This is a genomic window from Deltaproteobacteria bacterium, from assembly GCA_019912665.1.
Lineage (GTDB): Bacteria > Desulfobacterota > GWC2-55-46 > GWC2-55-46 > GWC2-55-46 > UBA5799.
In genome coordinates this window covers 684,415-702,248 of the sequence record JAIOIE010000018.1, presented here as the reverse complement: position 1 = coordinate 702,248, position 17,834 = coordinate 684,415, and the positions used below count along the sequence as shown (strand labels likewise).

The 17,834-nt window shown below is 57.3% G+C and carries 17 protein-coding genes; 11 read left to right on the top strand and 6 right to left on the bottom strand.

The window, feature by feature from the left end:
* Positions 1-8 precede the first annotated feature (8 nt).
* From K8I01_07825 to K8I01_07815, 3 genes are all read right to left on the bottom strand, one after another.
* Positions 9-1,067: a glycosyltransferase family 9 protein gene (locus K8I01_07825; protein MBZ0220324.1), complete on the bottom strand. Its 1,059-nt coding sequence runs from the start codon at positions 1,065-1,067 to the stop codon at positions 9-11.
* On the bottom strand, positions 1,064-1,831 hold the full coding sequence (locus K8I01_07820; protein MBZ0220323.1) for a glycosyltransferase family 2 protein: 768 nt from the start codon (positions 1,829-1,831) through the stop codon (positions 1,064-1,066). Before K8I01_07820 ends, K8I01_07825 begins: the two co-directional genes overlap by 4 nt.
* Positions 1,832-1,948: 117 nt before the next feature.
* Positions 1,949-2,941 carry a glycosyltransferase family 2 protein gene (locus tag K8I01_07815; protein MBZ0220322.1) on the bottom strand — a complete coding sequence of 331 codons (993 nt, stop codon included), beginning with the start codon at positions 2,939-2,941 and terminating at the stop codon, positions 1,949-1,951.
* A 265-nt stretch (positions 2,942-3,206) separates the two neighbouring features.
* On the opposite strand from K8I01_07815, the gene K8I01_07810 reads away from it, so the two are divergent.
* The 11 genes from K8I01_07810 to rpoZ all read left to right on the top strand — a co-directional run bounded on the left by K8I01_07810 (position 3,207) and on the right by rpoZ (position 13,581).
* On the top strand, positions 3,207-3,959 hold the full coding sequence (locus K8I01_07810; protein ID MBZ0220321.1) for a glycosyltransferase family 2 protein: 753 nt from the start codon (positions 3,207-3,209) through the stop codon (positions 3,957-3,959).
* Between the two features lie 28 nt (positions 3,960-3,987).
* Positions 3,988-5,142: a glycosyltransferase family 4 protein gene (locus tag K8I01_07805; GenBank protein MBZ0220320.1), complete on the top strand. Its 1,155-nt coding sequence runs from the start codon at positions 3,988-3,990 to the stop codon at positions 5,140-5,142.
* Entirely contained in the window at positions 5,139-6,359 is a 1,221-nt protein-coding gene (locus K8I01_07800; GenBank protein ID MBZ0220319.1) for a glycosyltransferase family 4 protein, read from the top strand. The genes K8I01_07805 and K8I01_07800 overlap by 4 nt, the downstream gene beginning before the upstream one ends.
* Before the next feature lie 2 nt (positions 6,360-6,361).
* The gene (locus tag K8I01_07795; protein ID MBZ0220318.1) at positions 6,362-7,198 is read left to right on the top strand and encodes a glycosyltransferase; all 837 of its coding nucleotides are present in this window, start codon (positions 6,362-6,364) and stop codon (positions 7,196-7,198) included.
* A 1-nt stretch (position 7,199) separates the two neighbouring features.
* Positions 7,200-8,144, top strand: coding sequence for a glycosyltransferase (locus tag K8I01_07790; GenBank protein MBZ0220317.1), 945 nt, complete (start codon positions 7,200-7,202; stop codon positions 8,142-8,144).
* Between the two features lie 80 nt (positions 8,145-8,224).
* Positions 8,225-9,412, top strand: a complete 1,188-nt coding sequence (locus K8I01_07785) for an O-antigen ligase family protein (protein ID MBZ0220316.1) — start codon at positions 8,225-8,227, stop codon at positions 9,410-9,412.
* 130 nt (positions 9,413-9,542) lie between these two features.
* The gene (locus K8I01_07780) at positions 9,543-10,568 is read left to right on the top strand and encodes a glycosyltransferase family 4 protein (protein MBZ0220315.1); all 1,026 of its coding nucleotides are present in this window, start codon (positions 9,543-9,545) and stop codon (positions 10,566-10,568) included.
* Between the two features lie 182 nt (positions 10,569-10,750).
* Entirely contained in the window at positions 10,751-11,761 is a 1,011-nt protein-coding gene (gene rfaE1 / locus K8I01_07775; protein ID MBZ0220314.1) for a D-glycero-beta-D-manno-heptose-7-phosphate kinase, read from the top strand.
* Positions 11,762-11,793: 32 nt separating this feature from the next.
* Positions 11,794-12,663, top strand: coding sequence for a YicC family protein (locus tag K8I01_07770; protein ID MBZ0220313.1), 870 nt, complete (start codon positions 11,794-11,796; stop codon positions 12,661-12,663).
* Between the two features lie 26 nt (positions 12,664-12,689).
* Positions 12,690-13,301: a guanylate kinase gene (gmk, locus tag K8I01_07765; protein MBZ0220312.1), complete on the top strand. Its 612-nt coding sequence runs from the start codon at positions 12,690-12,692 to the stop codon at positions 13,299-13,301.
* Between the two features lie 67 nt (positions 13,302-13,368).
* Positions 13,369-13,581 (top strand): DNA-directed RNA polymerase subunit omega, encoded by a 213-nt coding sequence (gene rpoZ / locus K8I01_07760; GenBank protein MBZ0220311.1) that lies wholly within the window; start codon positions 13,369-13,371, stop codon positions 13,579-13,581.
* A gap of 82 nt (positions 13,582-13,663) precedes the next feature.
* On the opposite strand, the gene K8I01_07755 is transcribed toward rpoZ, so the two are convergent.
* From K8I01_07755 to K8I01_07745, 3 genes are all read right to left on the bottom strand, one after another.
* Positions 13,664-15,559, bottom strand: coding sequence for an ABC transporter ATP-binding protein (locus K8I01_07755; protein ID MBZ0220310.1), 1,896 nt, complete (start codon positions 15,557-15,559; stop codon positions 13,664-13,666).
* A gap of 114 nt (positions 15,560-15,673) precedes the next feature.
* Positions 15,674-16,846, bottom strand: a complete 1,173-nt coding sequence (locus tag K8I01_07750; protein MBZ0220309.1) for an ABC transporter permease — start codon at positions 16,844-16,846, stop codon at positions 15,674-15,676.
* Between the two features lie 7 nt (positions 16,847-16,853).
* Positions 16,854-17,834: an ABC transporter permease gene (locus K8I01_07745; protein MBZ0220308.1), complete on the bottom strand. Its 981-nt coding sequence runs from the start codon at positions 17,832-17,834 to the stop codon at positions 16,854-16,856.

Here is a 17,834-nt window from a genome sequence, read left to right as displayed (position 1 = left end):
AACTGACATTAGGCTATACGACATCCTTTCAAAAAGCTCTCCAGTTCACTGTAAACCTCGTCTGCACGAAGTTCATACATGCAACGGCTCCTCCCGGAGTCATCGCAACCTTTTTTGTTGCATGGAATGCACAGCATTTCAGCCGTCACTACACGGCGCATATCGTCTTGGACAGTCCAGCTTTTCCAATTGCCGGGCCCGAATACTGTTAAGGTCGGCGTCCCTACAGCTGCCGCGATATGTGGGGCGGCGCTGTCCACCCCCAAATGAAGGCTGCTGAGCGAGATGAGCGCGGAAAGCTCTGGAAGATTAGTTTTCCCGGCAAGATTGAACGTGTGGTCCTCGCGGCCTCTTCTGATTTTTTCCGCTTCCGGAGATTCATCATCTGAGCCGACCAGCACAGAGAAAATATGGCGCTCATCCCAAAGCCTGTCGATTATCTGTCCCCATTTTTGATCAGACCATTCCTTGTACTTCCAGCGCGAAAAGGGATTTAACGTGACCAGCCTTGTGCCGGGCGGTAGACCGCATTCTGAAATGAGCGTTCGGGCGCGCGCAAGGTCGTCTTTCGAGAAATAAAGGCGCGGCATCGAGTCATTCGTCTCTATGCCTATGGCGCGGAGTATGCGTAGTGACTGGTCCGCGCCGGGGTGCACCGGGTAAGGAGCGGCCTTGAATTCCCGGACTGTCCGGGTGAAAAGGAGGTTACGCCAGACCGGCTCTTTGCAGTGCACGCCGACGCGCGTCCGCGCGCCTGTTAAAAGGCTCATTATGGCCCCGCGGTCACCGGTGCGGAGGTCTATTACGAGATCGTAGCGGGCCTTCCGGAGACGGCGCATAAAAGAAGCATGCTCCGCCAGGGCTTTCAAGGCGTTGCCGCGCACTTTCCCGGCCTCCAGGACAGCGTGGAGGTGCGGGTCAGCCGCAAGTAGGTTGCCGAACGGCTTCCGGACCATTATTGAGACGCGCGCTTCCGGGAATGTTTCCTTTATCGCGCGTATCGAGGGGGTGGTAAGGACGACGTCGCCGATATCGCCGAGCTGGATGAGGAGGATGTTTTTATTCATCTCTCCGTCTGATGGCCCCCTTCCCCAATCTCCGCCAATTTCATATACTTATAGAAAGTAACCTCGGCTGTCGAGAACGCGACGAGTAGCCCCGCCCTTCCGTCGAGGAAACCCAGCTTGAATATATAAGTCTTAAGGAATACGAAAAACGTCCTTGCCAGTATATTGAGCGTCCCGGCGCGCTTGCCGCGCTCGCTGAGGAGCCGCGCCCCAAGAGTGGAGTAGCGGTCGACACGGCTTATGAAATCCCCTGCCTCGTTGTAGGAATGATGGAGGAGCGGATTCTCAAGCACCCCGGTCCGGCCGTTATAGAGCACTGACTCGTGCACGATGCGGTCGTCAAACCTGGCGGCCCCGCGCCTGAAAAGGCGCAGCACCTCATCCGGCCACCAGCCGCTCCGGCGCACCCATGCGCCCCGGTAGATGTTTTTGCGCTTAATGCGGTAGGCGTCGAATCGCGGGGCCCGGACCGTTGAGATTATCTCGTTTGCGAGCTCTGTAGTCACGCGCTCGTCAGCGTCAATCGAGAATACCCATTCCTTGGTAGCGAGAGCGAGGGCGCGGTTCTTCTGCGGGCCGAAGCCCTCCCATGGAAAGTCGCGATAGACCACCTTCGGGTATCCGGCGCATATGGCCGCGGTCCGGTCAATGCTGCCGGAATCGACGACTATTATCTCGTCGGCCCAGGAGAGGCTATCGAGGCACGCGTCGATGTTCCTCTCCTCGTCCTTAACTATCAATATGCACGAGACGGTAGTTCCCATGTCCTGTCAGTCAATCGGCGCCTTCCCTGCCGGCGCCGCGAGGTTTTTTGTTGAGAATGGAGATAGGGGAATGGCCGAAGCGGCAGTGATCAGAAGGCAAGGCGGCCGCTTCGGACCTTATGCTTCCTTCAGAATCTCGCGGGGTTTCTGCCGGGCCGTCTTTTCGGGCCTCGGCCCCAGCGATTCCGGGCAGCCTTCGATATGCCAATTGAGGAGGGCCGCGTAGAGCCGGAGCTTCGAGCGAAGCCTCCCGATTAAAAACAGGGTCGCGAGGTTCATTAGGACCATGGAAACGAAGCTCCAGGAGAGCTTCGCCACAAGCCCGGCCTTGAGGACCGCATAAGACATCCTGCTCCTGTTTTTCCTGAAAAATATGTAGCGCGACCGCCAGTATTCGGTCCTCGCCCTTACCGGGACCTTCCTGGCGCTCCCGCCCTGCAGGTGGTATATCTCTGCTGCCGGGTTATGGAGGACGTCCCAGCCCTTCTCCCTGAACCTCAGGCACCAGTCGGTCTCTTCGAGGAAGAAGAAGTAGTCCTCGTCAAGCAGTCCGGCCTCCTCCATGGCCTTTTTCCTTACGACCATGCAGGCGCCCACTATTGACTCGACCTGCTGAATTCCCCTCGCGGCCCCGTTCTCCTTTCCGGGAAACCTTTTTGGGAAGAGCCTCCGGAGGATGCTCTTATTCAGGAGTTCGGTTGCGAGGGTCGGGAAGTTCGCTATCGAGTTCTGCATCGAGCCGTCCTCATTGAGGAGGGAGCCGCCGCATACGCCTGCCCGCGGGTTCATTTCCATGCAGTCGACGAGAGACTCTATCGCGTTCTCCTTAAGGACGGTATCGGAGTTGAGGAGCACGGCGTATTTGCCTGAAATCCTCTTGAGCGCGAGATTATTCGCCCTGGCAAAGCCGAGGTTTTCGGCGTTCTGGATGAGCTTTACCTCCGGGAAGCGCTCCCGGACCATCCGGACGCTCCCGTCAGAACTTCCGTTGTCGACGACCCATGTCTCGAAGGGGATCCTGACCGTCTTCCGGATGGACTCAAGGCAGTCCCGGAGGAGGTCTTTTGTATTCCAGTTTACGATTACGAACGATACGGCAGGGCTGCCCATCTTTTCACCGATTACGGAGTGGGGCCGATAGAGGCCATTTCCGGACACAACGCTTAATATGCTAAATAATCTGGATTTTTTTTTCAAGCTAATTGTGAGCTGATAAGTTCCGATGCAGGAGCGCCGGAATAACCGGAATACGCGGAGAGAAATACGCATAAGGGGCTGGCCGTCCGGCAGGGATTTTTTTTTGTGCTAAACTTGCCAATTACAGGTCATATCCGCCGGGCTTATGAAAAGCACCCATTAGACTGGACCGCAGCCTATGCCCAGAGTCTCCGTCACCATAATAGCCCTGAACGAGGAGGCGAACATACGCGACTGCCTTGAGAGCGTCAGTTGGGCGGACGAGGTGCTTGTCTCGGACTCCGGCAGCACCGACAGGACGGTCGAGATTTGCAACGAATACGGGGCCAGGGTCTTCAGGGACGAATGGCTCGGGTTCGGACGCCAGAAAAACCTCGTGGGAGACAGGGCGTCGGGCGACTGGATACTCAACATAGACGCGGACGAGAGGGTCTCCCCGGATTTAAAGGATGAAATACTCCGCGCGGTCGGGTCTGACGGAAGAGCCGGGTACCTCGTGCCGAGGAAAAACTTTTTCGGCGAAAAGTGGATAAGGCATTGCGGCTGGTGGCCCGACTATAACCTCCGGCTCTACAGGAAGGGCGCAGGCCGGTTCATAGACAGGTACATCCACGAAAAGGTGGTCGTGAACGGCCGGACGGAAAGGCTATCGAACCCGCTCGTTCATCTGACCTACAGAGACGTCTCCGATTATTTGAAGAGGATGGAGAAGTATTCGTCGCTTGCGGCCGAGGAGATGCTGAACTCCGGAAGGAACGCGGGCCTAACGGACATCTTTTTCAGGCCCACGTTCACTTTTTTCAAGATGTATGTGCTCCGGCGCGGCTTCCTGGACGGCACTGCCGGGGTGGTCCTCTCCATACTCTATGCCTCCTATACCCTCGCCAAGTACGCAAAGCTATGGGAGATGAAGGCGGGTTTCAGAAGTTAAGATGGAATTCAATCCGGGGCCGTAATCCATGTGGACCATATTCCATACAGAGGCCTCCCTCGGCTGGGGCGGGCAGGAAATAAGGGTGCTGAACGAGTGCCTCGGCATGAAGTCCAGGGGGCACAGGCCTGTTATTATCTCCGAGGAGGATAGCGGGATATTCCAAAAGGCCCGGCAGGCGGGCATTGAGACAATTCCGGTCTCGTTCAGCAGGAAGGACTACCCCGCCTCGCTCGTGATGCTAGTGAAGGCCATAAGGAATTTCAGGCCCGATGTCGTAAACACGCACAGCTCAAGGGACAGCTGGCTCGCCTCGGCCGCGGCAATGCTCGTCCGGCCAAGGCCCCTCATCATAAGGACCCGCCACATATCAACGCCGGTGTCGACCGGGCTTGCGTCCTCGATAATTTACAGGCACGCCCCTGACTGCATAGTAACCACCTCCGAGGCCATAAGGGAGCGGCTTATTAATATAAACAGGGTCGAGCCCGGAAGGGCCGTATCCATTCCGACAGGCATTGACATGGGCGCGTTCGACCCGGAGCTTGGGTACCCGGACCTGAGGGCCGAGCTTGGGGTCCCGGCTTCTGCGCCCCTTATCGGGATGGTATCGGTCCTCAGGAGCTGGAAGGGGCACGACTGCTTTATCGATGCTGCAGCGCTCGTCAAGAAGACGCATCCCGAGGCCTGCTTCATAATAGCGGGCAGCGGGCCGAGGGAGGAATACATCAGTAAAAAGATCGCCTCTTCGGGGCTCGAAAAGACCGTACTGATGCTCGGGCACAGGAACGATGTGCCGATGGTCCTCTCCTCTCTCGACGTGTTTGTCCAGCCCTCATACGCGAACGAAGGCGTGCCCCAGTCGATCGTGCAGGCCATGGCGATGAAGGTCCCGGTCGCGGCATCCGGCCTGCCGTCCTTTCTTGAGATAGTGGAGGACAGGAATACCGGGCTCCTGTTCAAGGCGAACGACGCCCGGGGGCTCGCCGAGAGTATATCCATGCTCCTTGAAGACAGATTGCTTGCCAGCAGGCTTTCCGTGAACGCTCGGAGGCTCGTCATCGAAGGGTTTTCAATCGAGAAGATGCTCGACAGGACCGAGGCCCTTTATGAGGGCCTCATCCTTTCAAAAAAGGGCCGGACTGCCGGCCGAAGCCTCTTCTGGAAGGTGCAGACCAGGTGAATGTAGCCATCGTCCTCATGAAATACAACCCCTTCGGCGGCTACGAGCGGCAGGCCGCGATCCTTGCAAGGGCGCTTGCGAGGAGGGGCGACCATGTGGCCATCGTGGCCGGGTCGTTTGAAAGCGCCCCGGAAGAAGGCATAGAGGTCATAAAGGCGCCGGTAATAAGGCTCTCCTCATGGCTCAAGGTCCTCTCCTTCGCCATCTCCAGCAGGTCGGTAATATCAAAACGTCCCGGGGGCTTCGATATGGTAATCGCCTTTGACAGGACGCTCGTCGCTGATATCTACAGGGCGGGTAGCGCCTGCCACAGGGAATGGCTTGCGTTCAGGAAGAAGAATTTCGGGCTCAGGGACAGGATATCGATAGCCATGAACCCGCTCCACATCGTAATAAACGCGCTGGAAAAGAGGCTATTAAGGGACTTGAGGGAAAGGGGAGGGAGGATAGTCGTCCTCTCCGACCGTGGGAGGGATGAGATATGCCGCCATCACGGTTTGGAACGGCACCTTTTTAGCGTCATACCGCCTGCCGTCGACCTCGGGCGGATAGGGTTCAGTCCGAATGAGGCGAGGAAAGACCCAGCGAGAAAGGCCCTGGGCATACCTCACCGCCTTCCTGTCATACTCCACGTGGGCTCGGGTTTCCGCATAAAGGGCCTTGAGGCGACGATCAGGGCAGTCGCCGCGCTTAAAAGAAGCGGCAGGGAAGCGTTCCTCCTTGCGGCAGGCAGGGACAGGAGCGGGACAAAGCGGCTTGAGACTCTTGCCCGGAACCTCGGCGTATCCGGGAATATCAGGTTCCTCGGCGGGGTGGAAGACGTCGGCGCGCTCTATGATGCATCGGATGTATTCGTGCTGCCTTCGCTCTTCGAGACATTCGGGGCAGCAGCTGTCGAAGCCCTCGCAGCCGGGCTGCCGGTCATAATAGGGAAGGGGGCCGGCGCAGCCTCTTTTATAGAGAAAGAGAGGGCAGGAAAGGTTATCCAGGCCCCTGCCGACCCGGATAAGCTTGCAGTCCTTATCCAGGAGGCACTTTCGACGGACTGGATGCTCAGGCGTACCGGCGGGCTCGCAAGAGAGCGGGCCCGTAGAAGGGAAGCGGCGCTGAAGTGCTCGGCCGAGGAGGTGAGCGCGGTCTTTGCCTCTCTTATAGACGAGATAGCGCTATCGAAAAGGTCGCTTAATGAGGCCTCTTTGCAGGCTGGGCTGGCTTGAGCATGCCGGAGGTAAGCGTAATCATAGGCGCATATAACAGCCTCCCTTATCTAAAGCTCTGCATCCGCGCTCTCGAAAGGCAGACGTTTAGGGACTTCGAGGCGCTCATAGCAGACGACGGTTCAGGCCCGGAGGTAGGGGCATGGTTTAAGGCCCGGAGGCCTTTTTTTCCGCTCCGCCACGTCTGGCAGGAGAAGAGGGGCTTCAGGAAATGCAGGATATTGAACCGCGCGGTAATGGAGTCGAGGGCAGGTTATATCGTCTTTCTTGACGCGGACTGCATCGTCGCAAGGGACTTCCTTGAGGTGCACTTCAGGAACCGCAGGCGCGGTGAGTTCCTCGGCGGGAGGAGGGTGATGATGAGTATCCCTGTATCGGAAAGGGTAACGGCGGAGATGGTCGACAAAGGATACTTTGACGGGCCGACCCTTTGGGGGCTCTACCATTCGCTCAAAGGTGATTTCAGGTATTACGAGGAGGCCCTGAGGCCGCTACACCGCCTGAGGGGAAGTAGCCCCTTTAGCCTCCTCGGTTGCAACTTTTCCATGTACAGGGAAGACCTCCTCTCGGTGAACGGGTTTGACGAGGAATACGAGCACAGGGGCGGCGGCGAGGATACGGACATAAGCTACAGGCTCAAGGCAGCCGGATGCGCCATGAGGTCGGTCAGATACCTTGCGATACAGTTCCACCTCGGCCATGAGAAATCCGGCAGCAAAGACATATCGGAAGCGATGTTCAGGGACAAGCGGGCCGGGATACGGGATGCCGCGGACGCGAAGAGGATAAGGAGCGCCTTCAATCCATTTCTGGCGTCGTCTACGGGGGCGCATAGGTAAGATGGCTGCACAAAGGCCCAGGATAGCGCTCCTCCGCTCCGTAGTCCCGCATACGACCGCCTGGTACTATTTCAGGGCATTCAAGCGGCTTGGAGTGGACCTCGTCGACCTTCCGTTCCATCCCCGTGAGACACCGGAATGGAAGAGCATACCGGACGCGGACCTGGCTATCCTAATTGATTGCGGCATGCCTGTCGATTTCCCGGCACTTGAGATTTTCGGCGGATCAAAGGGCTTTGTGAGCATAGATTCCTGCCACAAGCTCCACATGCACCGGGCACTCTGCGATAGGTACTCATTCGACTTCATCTGGGTGGCGCAGAAGCATGTCGTCAAAGAGCTCGGGAATAACGCCCGGTGGCTGCCGCTTGCCGCCGAGCCCGAGACGCACGCCTACAGGCCGGGCATGGCGGGCGGGCCATTTCTCGACAGGCTCTTCCGTAGGAGTCATTACGACATCGCCATGTGCGGCGCCCCCTACAGGCACAGGAAGAGGTTCGAGAAGCTCTTTAGGGGATCAGGGCTTTCGGCCAGGTTCCTTTTCAGGAAAAGGTTCGGGGTCGAGGCGACCCGCGAGCTTGCGCGCTCCACTATCGGCTTCAACGCCGGGGCCGGCTTTGACGGGGAAAGGGGCATGGACATGAATATGCGGGTCTTCGAGACAATGGCGAACGGCCAGTGCATGCTCCTTACCAACACCTACGAGGGCCTCGGGTATGAGGAGCTTTTCGATGAGGGACGGCATTACATAGGGTTCAGGACCGAGGAGGAGGCCGTTCAAAAGGCGCTCTATTACTCTGAAAACCCGGAAAAGGCGATAGCGATAGCACGGGAAGGGCAGAAGCACGTCCTTCAAAACCATACATACCTGCATCGTTGCAGGGAGATTATTGCCGCCGCTCTTGAAAACAGTCGCCATACGATAGCTGAAAGGATAAGGACCTGAACACATCCGGATATTCAAACTCGGCAACCCCGGCCCTTAAAAGGGCCGCGCTCGCCTCAATGGGAGTGTACCTCTTCTCGTTGAACCTTCCCGGTGTCGTCACCATGAGGGGGGCCGGTTTCTTTCTCGCGCTTTTGTTCACAGCCTTGCACATGTGGAGAAAGGGAGGGATTGAATGGCCTCCCATGCGCCTTCTCCTCTTTGTTTGGCCCGCGCTCGCGCTCGTCACAATAATACCGGGCCAGGATATTGCCCGTTCCCTCTCGGAGATAAAGAAGGAGATAGTCTATCCTGTGCTGGCCTTTTGGGTTTTTTATGTCATGACGAGGAGCGGGCGGGACTTCGCATACCTTGGCGCGTGGTTCCTTTCAGGGGCCGCGCTCATGATCGCGGCAAGCGTTTATTTTTATTATATCATGGGGCTCGGCTTCGGTTCACTCGAGGAGACCGGGTTTGCTTACGGGAAGAGGGCCTATTTCGGTTTCTTCATGGCCTCTGCCGCCGTGGTCGGGCTGGGACTGGGGCTTACGAAAGGGCCGGGCAGCCGGCTCCGGGCATCCGCATTTGCGCTTATGCCGCTATTCCTCCTCGGCATCTACTTCGCAAGGCTCCGGGCCGGGTATCTCGCGATTATAGCCGCCGTCGCGGTCTTCCTCATATACGGGAAGATACTGAGGTCCGGCCTCAAGGTGCGCCTGGCGTCGATCGCGGTTACAGCGCTCGTTCTGGTCTCGATCATACCTATGGTATCGACCAAGCGTGACCTGAACATGGATTTGAGCCTCGAAGGCTGGAGGGGCGCGGTAGAGGAGCTCAAGGTCGAGGAGAGGTGGATAATCTGGGAGGGTTCTGTTCAAGAGATAATGAAGAGACCCCTTTCTGGCCTCGGCTTCGGCAACAAGGAAATATTCGTCCCCGCGTTCAGGCTCGGCCATGTCTACCCGCACAACCTATTTCTAAGCTACGGGGTCATGGCCGGGGCAGGCGGCATTGTCTTTCTCCTGGTCCTGTTCTGGAAACTCTTCCGGCTCATGCATTCGGCTGCCCTCATTGCCACGCCCGGGAAAGAGTGGTTCTATATAAGCATATCCGGCGTCGGACTCCTTGTCGCCTTTCTGGTCCTCAACATGACGGAAGACATAATGACACGGCATACGGGGCAGACCTTCTGGGCACTTTCGGGAATGGTGCTCGGGAGCGCAAGGGAAGCCCATGCAATCTCTAAAAAATTGATCTTTTCCCCGGACTCTGTGTCAGGCCGGGAATAAAAATGCTCACATATTATTCATATATGCTCCGCTTTTTATTCCCGGCCTTCCTTGATTTCGGGAAAAATCTCCAATTTTCAGAGATTGCAATTAGAAAATATGTATCCAATACGGATGAATGGGGACCCGCATGATACATCTCTTGATATGCCCGCACAGGCTCGACTTCGGCGGCTCGCAGCTCGGCATCCACCACTGGGCCAGGCACCTGGACCGGTCCCGGTTCATGATAAGCGTCCTTGCCATGGGAAGGGGGGGGTTGAGCGAAAAGTTCGAGACCCATTACCCGGTCTTCTATGACGGCCCCGATTACCCGAATATAGAGGACTACATACGGCGGCTCAGGCCCGATATTGTGCACTGCGCCCCGGGCGGCGGAAAGGACCACGAATATATAAAAAGGGCCGCTCGCCTTACGGCGGTCACGCAGACGGTCATGTGCCCGAGGCAGGCCGGAAACCTCGACGATGTTTCGGGGACGGTCGTCCTCTCCGGCTTCGTCCTTTCGCTCCAGAAGCGTAAGGAGAATGTCGTCCGTATAGACCTGCCCTTTGACGCCGGAGAATACGACGCGCGTTACGGGAGGGCCCATTTCGGCCTCCCTGAAGGGAAGCTCATAGTCGCTTCCATCGGGAACGCCAGGAAAGAGAACGCCCATTTCATGCGGATAGCAAGGCATTATAAAAACCCGGACGTGCATTTCGTCATAAGGTCTGAAAGGCCATATAACTATCTCTTCGGGAGAAAGCGGATAACGGTAATAAAGAAAAGGCTTACGGAGGACGAGAAGATGAGCCTCATGCGGCTTTCGGATATCTTCCTCTATCCAACCTCGAATGAGTCATACGGCATGGTCTTCCTTGAAGCGATGGCAAATATGCTCCCCATAATCACCTACGACGACGCCGCGAACAGGGAAGTTGTGGGCGAAGGCGGCCTCCTGGCCCGCCTTGATGACATACAGGGGATGACGGCGCACCTTGATAAGCTTGTAAGGGACTTGGCGCTAAGGGAGGAGCTCGGCCGTAAGGGGCACGAGCTCCTTGGAAAACGGAACGACCCCAAGGCTATCGCCCGGAAATACGAGGAGTTTTTCATTGATGCTCTTCGGGCCGGGAGGGCGCGTAAAAAAACAGGATTCGAGATCTGTCACTGAGGCAGCCATTCTTTTAATTCCTTTTCCCCTTTCGCCGCCAATATCTAGGATTTTGTAGCCAGGCAGGCTGGCAGCTTCCGTGAAAGCGTACCAGCCCGTCCGGCGAGGACCCGCTTACGTTATTGCCTTGCCAAAGGCATCTGTGTTATAAATTCCAATTGGCACAATTCCAGTAAAATTCCATGAAAAAATACCTAAGCGCCAAACGGGCGCAGGCAATAATCGAGAAGTTCAAAAGGGCGCGGATACTCGTTGTCGGCGACCTCATCATGGACCATTTCATCTGGGGCAAGGTGAAGCGGATATCCCCGGAGGCCCCGGTCCCGGTGGTAGAGGTCACCTCCGAGTCCATAATGCTCGGCGGGGCGGCAAACGTCGTAAATAACATCCACAGCCTCGGCGGCAGGTCTTTAGTAACCGGCGTCATCGGGAACGACTCCGACGGCAAGAAGCTTGTCGCCTCCCTCAAGGGAAAGGGCATACCGGCAGAGGGCATAGTAACCGACCGGAAGCGGCCGACAACCATAAAGACCAGGATAATAGCCCATCACCAGCAAGTCGTAAGGTTCGACCGCGAGTTGCGCGACAAGATCGACCCGGAAGCTACCGACAAGGTCTTGAAATACATCAAAAAGGCTGCCAGGGCCGCGGACATAGTGGTGGTGTCGGACTACGCCAAGGGGCTCGTTACCCAGCGCCTCATGGATGAGACGAACTCGCTTTGCCTCGATATGGGGAGGCCAGTGGCTGTCGACCCCAAGGTAGAGCATTTCGATTTCTACAGGGGCTCGACGATCGTCACCCCCAATAACCTCGAAGCGTCCCAGGGCTCCGGGATCGAGATAACGAATAACGAGTCTCTCCACAGGGCGGGCCAGGCCCTTTTCGGGAGGCTCGGATGCCAGGCGCTCCTCATTACCAGGGGGGAGAACGGCATGAGCCTTTTTGAGCCGGGGAGGGAAACCCACATACCGACTGTCGCGCAGGAGGTCTTTGACGTAAGCGGCGCCGGTGATACGGTCATAAGCGCGCTCGCGCTCGCGCTCGCAGCGGGGGCAAGTTACAGGGAGGCTGCGGTACTCGCAAACTTCGCGGCTGGCGTTGTAGTCGGGAAGATCGGGACCGCGACACTCACACCAGCGGAGCTCCTCAAGGCGGCGATAACGAACCTGAAGGCCGGGCTTCCGAAGTAACGGCATTCGTTTAATCATTTAAAAGGTGCGGCATGGCAAGGTCAATGACAGGCTGGGGCAAAGGCGATTTCACTATCGGCGGAGACCTTTATACAATAGAGGTAAAGGCCCTTAACCACAGGTTCATCGACATCTCGATGAGGGCGCCCGAGAGGTTCTCTCCGTTTGAGACAAGGATTCGCGACGAGATAAAGAAGCGGTTCGCTCGGGGCTCCTTCTCGGTCCACATAATCCCGGTCTCGGCAGAGGCGCCGCCCTTGAGGCTCAATCTCCAGATGGCGAAACTCTACATGGACGCCGCCGCCGAGCTCAAGTCCGCTCTCGGGGTCAAGGGCGAGCTGGACCTTTCGGCGATAATGAGGCAGAAGGACATCTTCACCTTCGAGAGGAAGGGCTCGGTAACGGACGAGGGTTGGGAGCCTCTTCGGGCAGGGCTTGAAAGCGCCCTCGGCCAGGTCGAGGCCTGGAGGGCGAGGGAAGGGGAGGCGCTTAAAACAGACCTCCTTTCGAGGGCGGATTCACTTGAAGGGCTCCTCTTCACCATAGAGGCCCGTATACCCAAGATGCTCGAGGCATACAGGGAGAGACTAAAGACGGAAATGGAGAAGGTGCTGGCCGAGAGGATAGAGGAATCGCGGATACTCCTCGAGGCGGCCATATTCGCCGAAAAGACCGACACGGCCGAGGAGGCGACACGTCTTAAGAGCCATATCGAGATGTTCCGGAAGCTCGCGGCCTCGGAGGGACCCATCGGCAAAAAGCTAGATTTCCTTTGCCAGGAACTGGGGAGGGAGATAAACACAATCGGCTCAAAGGCCAATGACGTGAAGATAACACAGACCGTCATCGACATGAAAAGCGAGGTCGAGAAGATAAGGGAGCAGGTCCAGAACGTCGAGTGACGCTGGCCTGAGAGGTTAGAAATTAAATGAGCGGCATAGCATTCATAGTCTCGGCCCCCTCGGGCTCCGGGAAGACCACCCTCTGCAAGATGGCTGCGGGCCGGTTTCCCGATTTGAGGATTTCGGTATCCTACACCACGAGGAAGCCCAGGCACGGAGAGGTTAACGGGGTAGACTACTGGTTCGTTGACGAGGAGACCTTTGCCGGGATGGTCGAAAGAGGGGAGTTCCTCGAGTACGCCGACGTTTACGGGAAACGGTACGGCACCTCCAGGAAGGACCTGGAAGACCTCCTTGAAAAGGGCGTAAGCGTCATACTCGAAATAGACGTCCAGGGCGCGGCAAAGGTAAAGGAAAAGCTCGAGGGAGGGGTATTTGTCTTCATACTCCCGCCTTCGCTCAAGGCGGCCGAGGAGAGGCTCATAGCCAGGGGCAAGGACACGACCGAAGAGATACGGCGGAGGCTCGGCATAGCGGCCGAAGAGATAAAGAGGGCCGTCGATTACGACTATATCGTAATAAATGACGATTTGAGGCGGGCCTTCGAGGAGTTCTCCGCCATCATAACAGCCGAAAAATTCAGGTCGTCCCGGATGGCCGGGAAGCTCAAGGAGCTTTTCGGCGGCCTGGTCGGATAAACAGGGGCGGTTGACACCGGCCCCTTGAAAATGTATAATTTAGGCCTGTTTTTAAGGAGGGGTTAAAATGGCAAGGATAACCGTAGAGGATTGCTTGAAAGAGGTCCCGAGCAGGTTCATGCTCGTGCACCTCGCCGCGCAGAGGGCGAGAGATCTCATAAAGGGCTCTCCTTCGTTCGTAAAATCGGACAACAAGGCCGTTGTGACGGCGCTCCGCGAGATCGCGGCAGGGAAGGTCGTAGCGCAGCAGCCGGGTAATAAGAAGAAACTGGCGGAATAAGGCCGACCGGGTTGGAAAGCAAAAGAGGGGGCTGCTTTTAGCAGCCCCCTCTTTCTTTTTGAGAGGCGCTCCCGATAATGGTTCAGCCAATGCCCTTTTCAGAGAGACTCCCCGGCAAATGCCAGAAATCGGCAAGGCGGCTGTCTATCCTGGGTACGGCTGAAAGGAGCTTCTTCGTGTAGTCGTGCTTCGGGTCCGAGAATATCTCGGCAGTCGTTCCGCGCTCGACTATCCTTCCGTTGTGCATGACCGCCACCTCGTCGGCAATATACTCGACGACCCCGAGGTCGTGGGTTATAAAGAGGAACGAGAGGCCGAAGTCCCTCTGTATGGACTTGAGGAGATTGAGTATCTGGGCCTGCACCGAGACGTCCAGGGCCGATACCGCCTCGTCGCAGACGATGAACTCGGGGTCAACCGCAAGCGCCCTGGCGATACCTATCCTCTGGCGCTGGCCGCCCGAGAACTCGTGCGGGTACCTCGACATGGCCTCTGGCCCGAGCCCGACCCTTTCGAGGACGCTTCTTACCTTCTCAATCCTCTCTGATTTGCCCATGCCGGGCTTTACGGCCCGTAGCCCCTCTTCTATGGTCTCCCTCACCGTGAGCCGGGGGTTGAGGGACGAGTACGGGTCCTGGAATATTATCTGGAGTGAAGACCTGAACTGCTTAAGCCTCCGCTCGCCGAGCTTGGCGATGTCGGCGCCCTTATAGAGGACCTCGCCTCCGGTCGGCTTTATGAGCTGTATTATGGATTTTCCCGCGGTCGTCTTTCCGCAGCCTGACTCGCCTACGAGCGCGAGCGTAGAGCCCTTCCTTATGGAAATGTCGATGCCGTCCACGGCCTTTATGTGGCCCACGGTCCTTTTAAGCACGCCCTTCCTTATGGGGTACCAGGTCTTCAAAGTTCTCACTTCAAGTATGGTCTCCCTCTCGGAAGGGGGCACCGCCAGGGGAGGGAGCGCGTCCGGCTCCTGCCTCAGGGGCCTGGAATGAGGCTGGCTCATGAAGCCCGGGTCGTGCAGGTGGCAGGCGACCGAATGGCCCTGGGCCCTCTCAATAAGAGGCGGCTCTATTGAGGCGCACCCTTCCATCTCCCTCGGGCACCTGCCCGAAAAATGGCATCCGGCGGGGTAGGAGACCGCCGAGGGCACTGCGCCGGGAATGGTATCAAGGGCCTTGCCCCTCTTCTCCTGGCCGGGTATGGAGCGAAGGAGCTTTATGGTGTACGGATGCATGGGGTTACGGAAAAGCCCCTGCGTGGATGCGGATTCCACGAGCTTTCCCGCGTACATCACCCCTACCATGTCCGCGTTCCTGTAGACCAGGGCCATGTTGTGGGTTATGAGGAGGACGGCCGTGCCGAGGGAATCCTTCATCTCCCTTATGAGCTTTAATATCTCCTCCTGGATGGTGACGTCGAGGGCGGTCGTGGGCTCGTCGGCAATGAGGAGGTCTGGCCTGCAGGAAAGGGCCATGGCTATCATGACCCTCTGGCGCTGCCCTCCTGAGAGCCTGTGGGGGTACTCGCCAAATAGCCTCTCGGGCTCAGGTAGGTGCACCTTTTCGAGCATCTCGACGGCGGCCTTCCTTGCCTCCCCCTTCCTTTTCCCCTGATGGAGGACGATGGTCTCCATGAGCTGGTCGCCTACGGTGAAGACCGGGTTCAAGGAGGTCATGGGCTCCTGGAATATCATGGATATCTTGTTGCCGCGTATCTCCCTCTTTGATCGCTCATCGAGCGGGACTATGTCCCTGCCGTTAAGGATTATCTCCCCTCCGGCTATGTAGCCCGCGGGCTCTGGGACGAGCTGAATGAGCGAGAGCGCGGTAACGGACTTTCCGCAACCCGATTCTCCGACCAGGGCAAAGGTCCCCCCCTTGGGTATCTCGAATGAGATGCCGTCGACCGCCCTTGCAAGCCCCTTGGGGGTCTTGAAATAGGCGCGGAGGTCTTTTACCTTTATGACAGGTTCCATGTCAGTCGTTTTCTGTCTGTCATTCTGAGGAGCGAAGTCGACGGAGAATCTCTTAATTGGTTCATCAGCGCCGAGATTCTTCGGCTTCGCCTCAGAATGACAATAATAAATGTGCTACCTGTACCTGAGCCTCGGGTCGAGCGCGTCCCTTACCGCGTCACCGAATATGTTCGCCGGTAGCACGAGCCCGAACATGAACAGGAACGAGGCCGTGAGATTCCACCAGACGACCGGGTCCATCGAGAGTTCCAGCCTGGAGGTGTTTATCATATTGCCCCAGCTCCCCATCTGCGGGCCCACGCCTATGCCTATGTAGCTCAATATGGCCTCCGCCAGCACCAGGGCGCTGAACTGGAGGACGAATGTTATGAGCACCAGGTGCATGACGTTCGGAACGATATGCCTGTAAATTATGCCGGGCCTCGATACTCCGAAGGCCCTTGAGGCCTGCACGTACTCGAGCTCCCTGAGCTTCAAAGTCTCTCCCCGAATAAGCCTGCAGAGGTCGGTCCACGAGGTGATGCCGAGTATGAGGGCGAGCCAGAAGAGCCGGTCGTTCCAGACGAAGACCCCGAGGCTCAGCTGCCCCTCAGATATGAGCCCGCCCTGGTAGCCGGATGTTCCGAAAAGGAGCATGAACGCGACTATGAGGAGCACGCCGGGTATCGAGGCGAGGGTCGTGTATATGTACTGGACGACGTCGTCGAGCAAGCCGCCGAAATATCCTGCAACCACTCCGAAGAATATGGCGAAGGGCACTATTATGAGGGTCGTGCCCGCGCCGATGACGACCGCGGTCCTCACGCCCTTAAGGGCGTTATAGAGGACGTCATTTCCGACCTTGTCGGTCCCGAGCCAGTGCGCGCCCGGGTGCTTAAGAGGCGGATACTCCCGTACCGTCGTCCCGTCCGGCATCTCCACATTCTCTTTTAGAAAGAGGTATTTTGCGAACGGGGCCGAGTAGGTCTTCTCGGTATTGTTCCTCATGCCCACGAACGCCCTGTCAAGGAGGCTCAGGGCCTGGGCGCTATAAATCGCTGCGCCGCTCTCGGTCGTGGCCTGGACGCTATCTTCGGTTATCACCGGGTCCCTGTAGCGGACGCTGTCCATGAGTGCGACCGAGAAATAAAGCGCGAGCATCGCCATGCAGGCAAGGGCGAGCCTGTTCTTCTTTATCTCCCGCCAGGCGGAAGCTGCCGCCCCGTCCTTTCTTACGGCAATAACGAAGTAGACTATCGCTCCGGCGAGGAAGAAGACTATGAAATCTGTCGCGAGAATTACAGGCATTTTATTCCTATTCGAGCCTGACCCGGGGGTCGACGAGCGTATAGCTTATGTCCGTCATTATGAGCCCGATTATGTAGAGTATCGAGCCAAGGTATACCATGGACCTCACTATGGCGAAGTCCTGGGACTGTATGGCGTCTATGGTGAAGCTCCCGAGCCCGGGTATGGCGAAGAAGGTCTCGAGTATGAGGCTCCCGTAAAAGAGGAACGGTATGGATACGACCACGTTCGTGAGGACCGGTATCATCGCGTTCTTGAGCGCGTGCTTAAAGAGCACCCTGCCTTCGGTGAGCCCCTTTGCCCTGGCGGTCCTTACGTAGTCCTTGTTTATCTCCTCAAGGAACACTGTCCTGTAGAAGCGGACCCCAGTGCCTATGGAGGCGATGATTCCTATTATGACCGGGAGCACCAGGAACTTCATGGAATGGAGCCCCGCGTCAAAGCCCGAAATTGGGAATAGCCGGAGGAGCTTCCCCAATATGTACTGCCCGCCTATGATATAGAAGAGGGTCGATACGGACATGAGGACGACCGCCAGAATGACTCCCCAGATATCTATGTAGGTGGCCCGGTAATAGGCGAGCATCATGGCTAGAAAGAGGTTAACCGCCACCCCGGCCATGAACATGGGGACGCTTATGGCGAGGCTCGCCCACATGCGCGTCCGTATCTCCTGGCTGATGTCGATGTTGTTCCTGTCGGACCTGCCGAAGTCGAACCAGAGTAGCGGCACGGACTTCTGGAAAAAGACCGTCTCCGTTACCTTCCTTATGCCCGGCTCCTCCGTGTTCACGAACGCCGGGAGGTCATAGCCGTGGTCCCTTTTCCAGTTCTCGACAGCGGCAGGCGTGACGTTTTTATCGCCGAGCACCTTCCTGGCCATGTCGTCGGGCGTGTTGACGTAGAAGAATAGGAGCGCCGTCAGCACGTTCACGCCGATTATTATGGGGATGGCGTAGAGTATCCTTCTTACGATGTACGATAGCAT

Excerpts from the sequence above, each read along its gene's own strand:
- K8I01_07745 (MBZ0220308.1), bottom strand. The coding sequence starts at position 17,834 with ATGCTATCGTACATCGTAAGAAGGATACTCTACGCCATCCCCATAATA.
- gmk (MBZ0220312.1), top strand. The coding sequence starts at position 12,690 with ATGAGCGGCATAGCATTCATAGTCTCGGCCCCCTCGGGCTCCGGGAAG.
- K8I01_07750 (MBZ0220309.1), bottom strand. The coding sequence starts at position 16,846 with ATGCCTGTAATTCTCGCGACAGATTTCATAGTCTTCTTCCTCGCCGGA.
- K8I01_07790 (MBZ0220317.1), top strand. The coding sequence starts at position 7,200 with ATGGCTGCACAAAGGCCCAGGATAGCGCTCCTCCGCTCCGTAGTCCCG.
- K8I01_07780 (MBZ0220315.1), top strand. The coding sequence starts at position 9,543 with ATGATACATCTCTTGATATGCCCGCACAGGCTCGACTTCGGCGGCTCG.
- K8I01_07770 (MBZ0220313.1), top strand. The coding sequence starts at position 11,794 with ATGGCAAGGTCAATGACAGGCTGGGGCAAAGGCGATTTCACTATCGGC.
- K8I01_07825 (MBZ0220324.1), bottom strand. The coding sequence starts at position 1,067 with ATGAATAAAAACATCCTCCTCATCCAGCTCGGCGATATCGGCGACGTC.
- K8I01_07805 (MBZ0220320.1), top strand. The coding sequence starts at position 3,988 with ATGTGGACCATATTCCATACAGAGGCCTCCCTCGGCTGGGGCGGGCAG.
- rfaE1 (MBZ0220314.1), top strand. The coding sequence starts at position 10,751 with ATGAAAAAATACCTAAGCGCCAAACGGGCGCAGGCAATAATCGAGAAG.
- K8I01_07755 (MBZ0220310.1), bottom strand. The coding sequence starts at position 15,559 with ATGGAACCTGTCATAAAGGTAAAAGACCTCCGCGCCTATTTCAAGACC.
- K8I01_07815 (MBZ0220322.1), bottom strand. The coding sequence starts at position 2,941 with ATGGGCAGCCCTGCCGTATCGTTCGTAATCGTAAACTGGAATACAAAA.
- K8I01_07820 (MBZ0220323.1), bottom strand. The coding sequence starts at position 1,831 with ATGGGAACTACCGTCTCGTGCATATTGATAGTTAAGGACGAGGAGAGG.
- rpoZ (MBZ0220311.1), top strand. The coding sequence starts at position 13,369 with ATGGCAAGGATAACCGTAGAGGATTGCTTGAAAGAGGTCCCGAGCAGG.
- K8I01_07810 (MBZ0220321.1), top strand. The coding sequence starts at position 3,207 with ATGCCCAGAGTCTCCGTCACCATAATAGCCCTGAACGAGGAGGCGAAC.
- K8I01_07795 (MBZ0220318.1), top strand. The coding sequence starts at position 6,362 with ATGCCGGAGGTAAGCGTAATCATAGGCGCATATAACAGCCTCCCTTAT.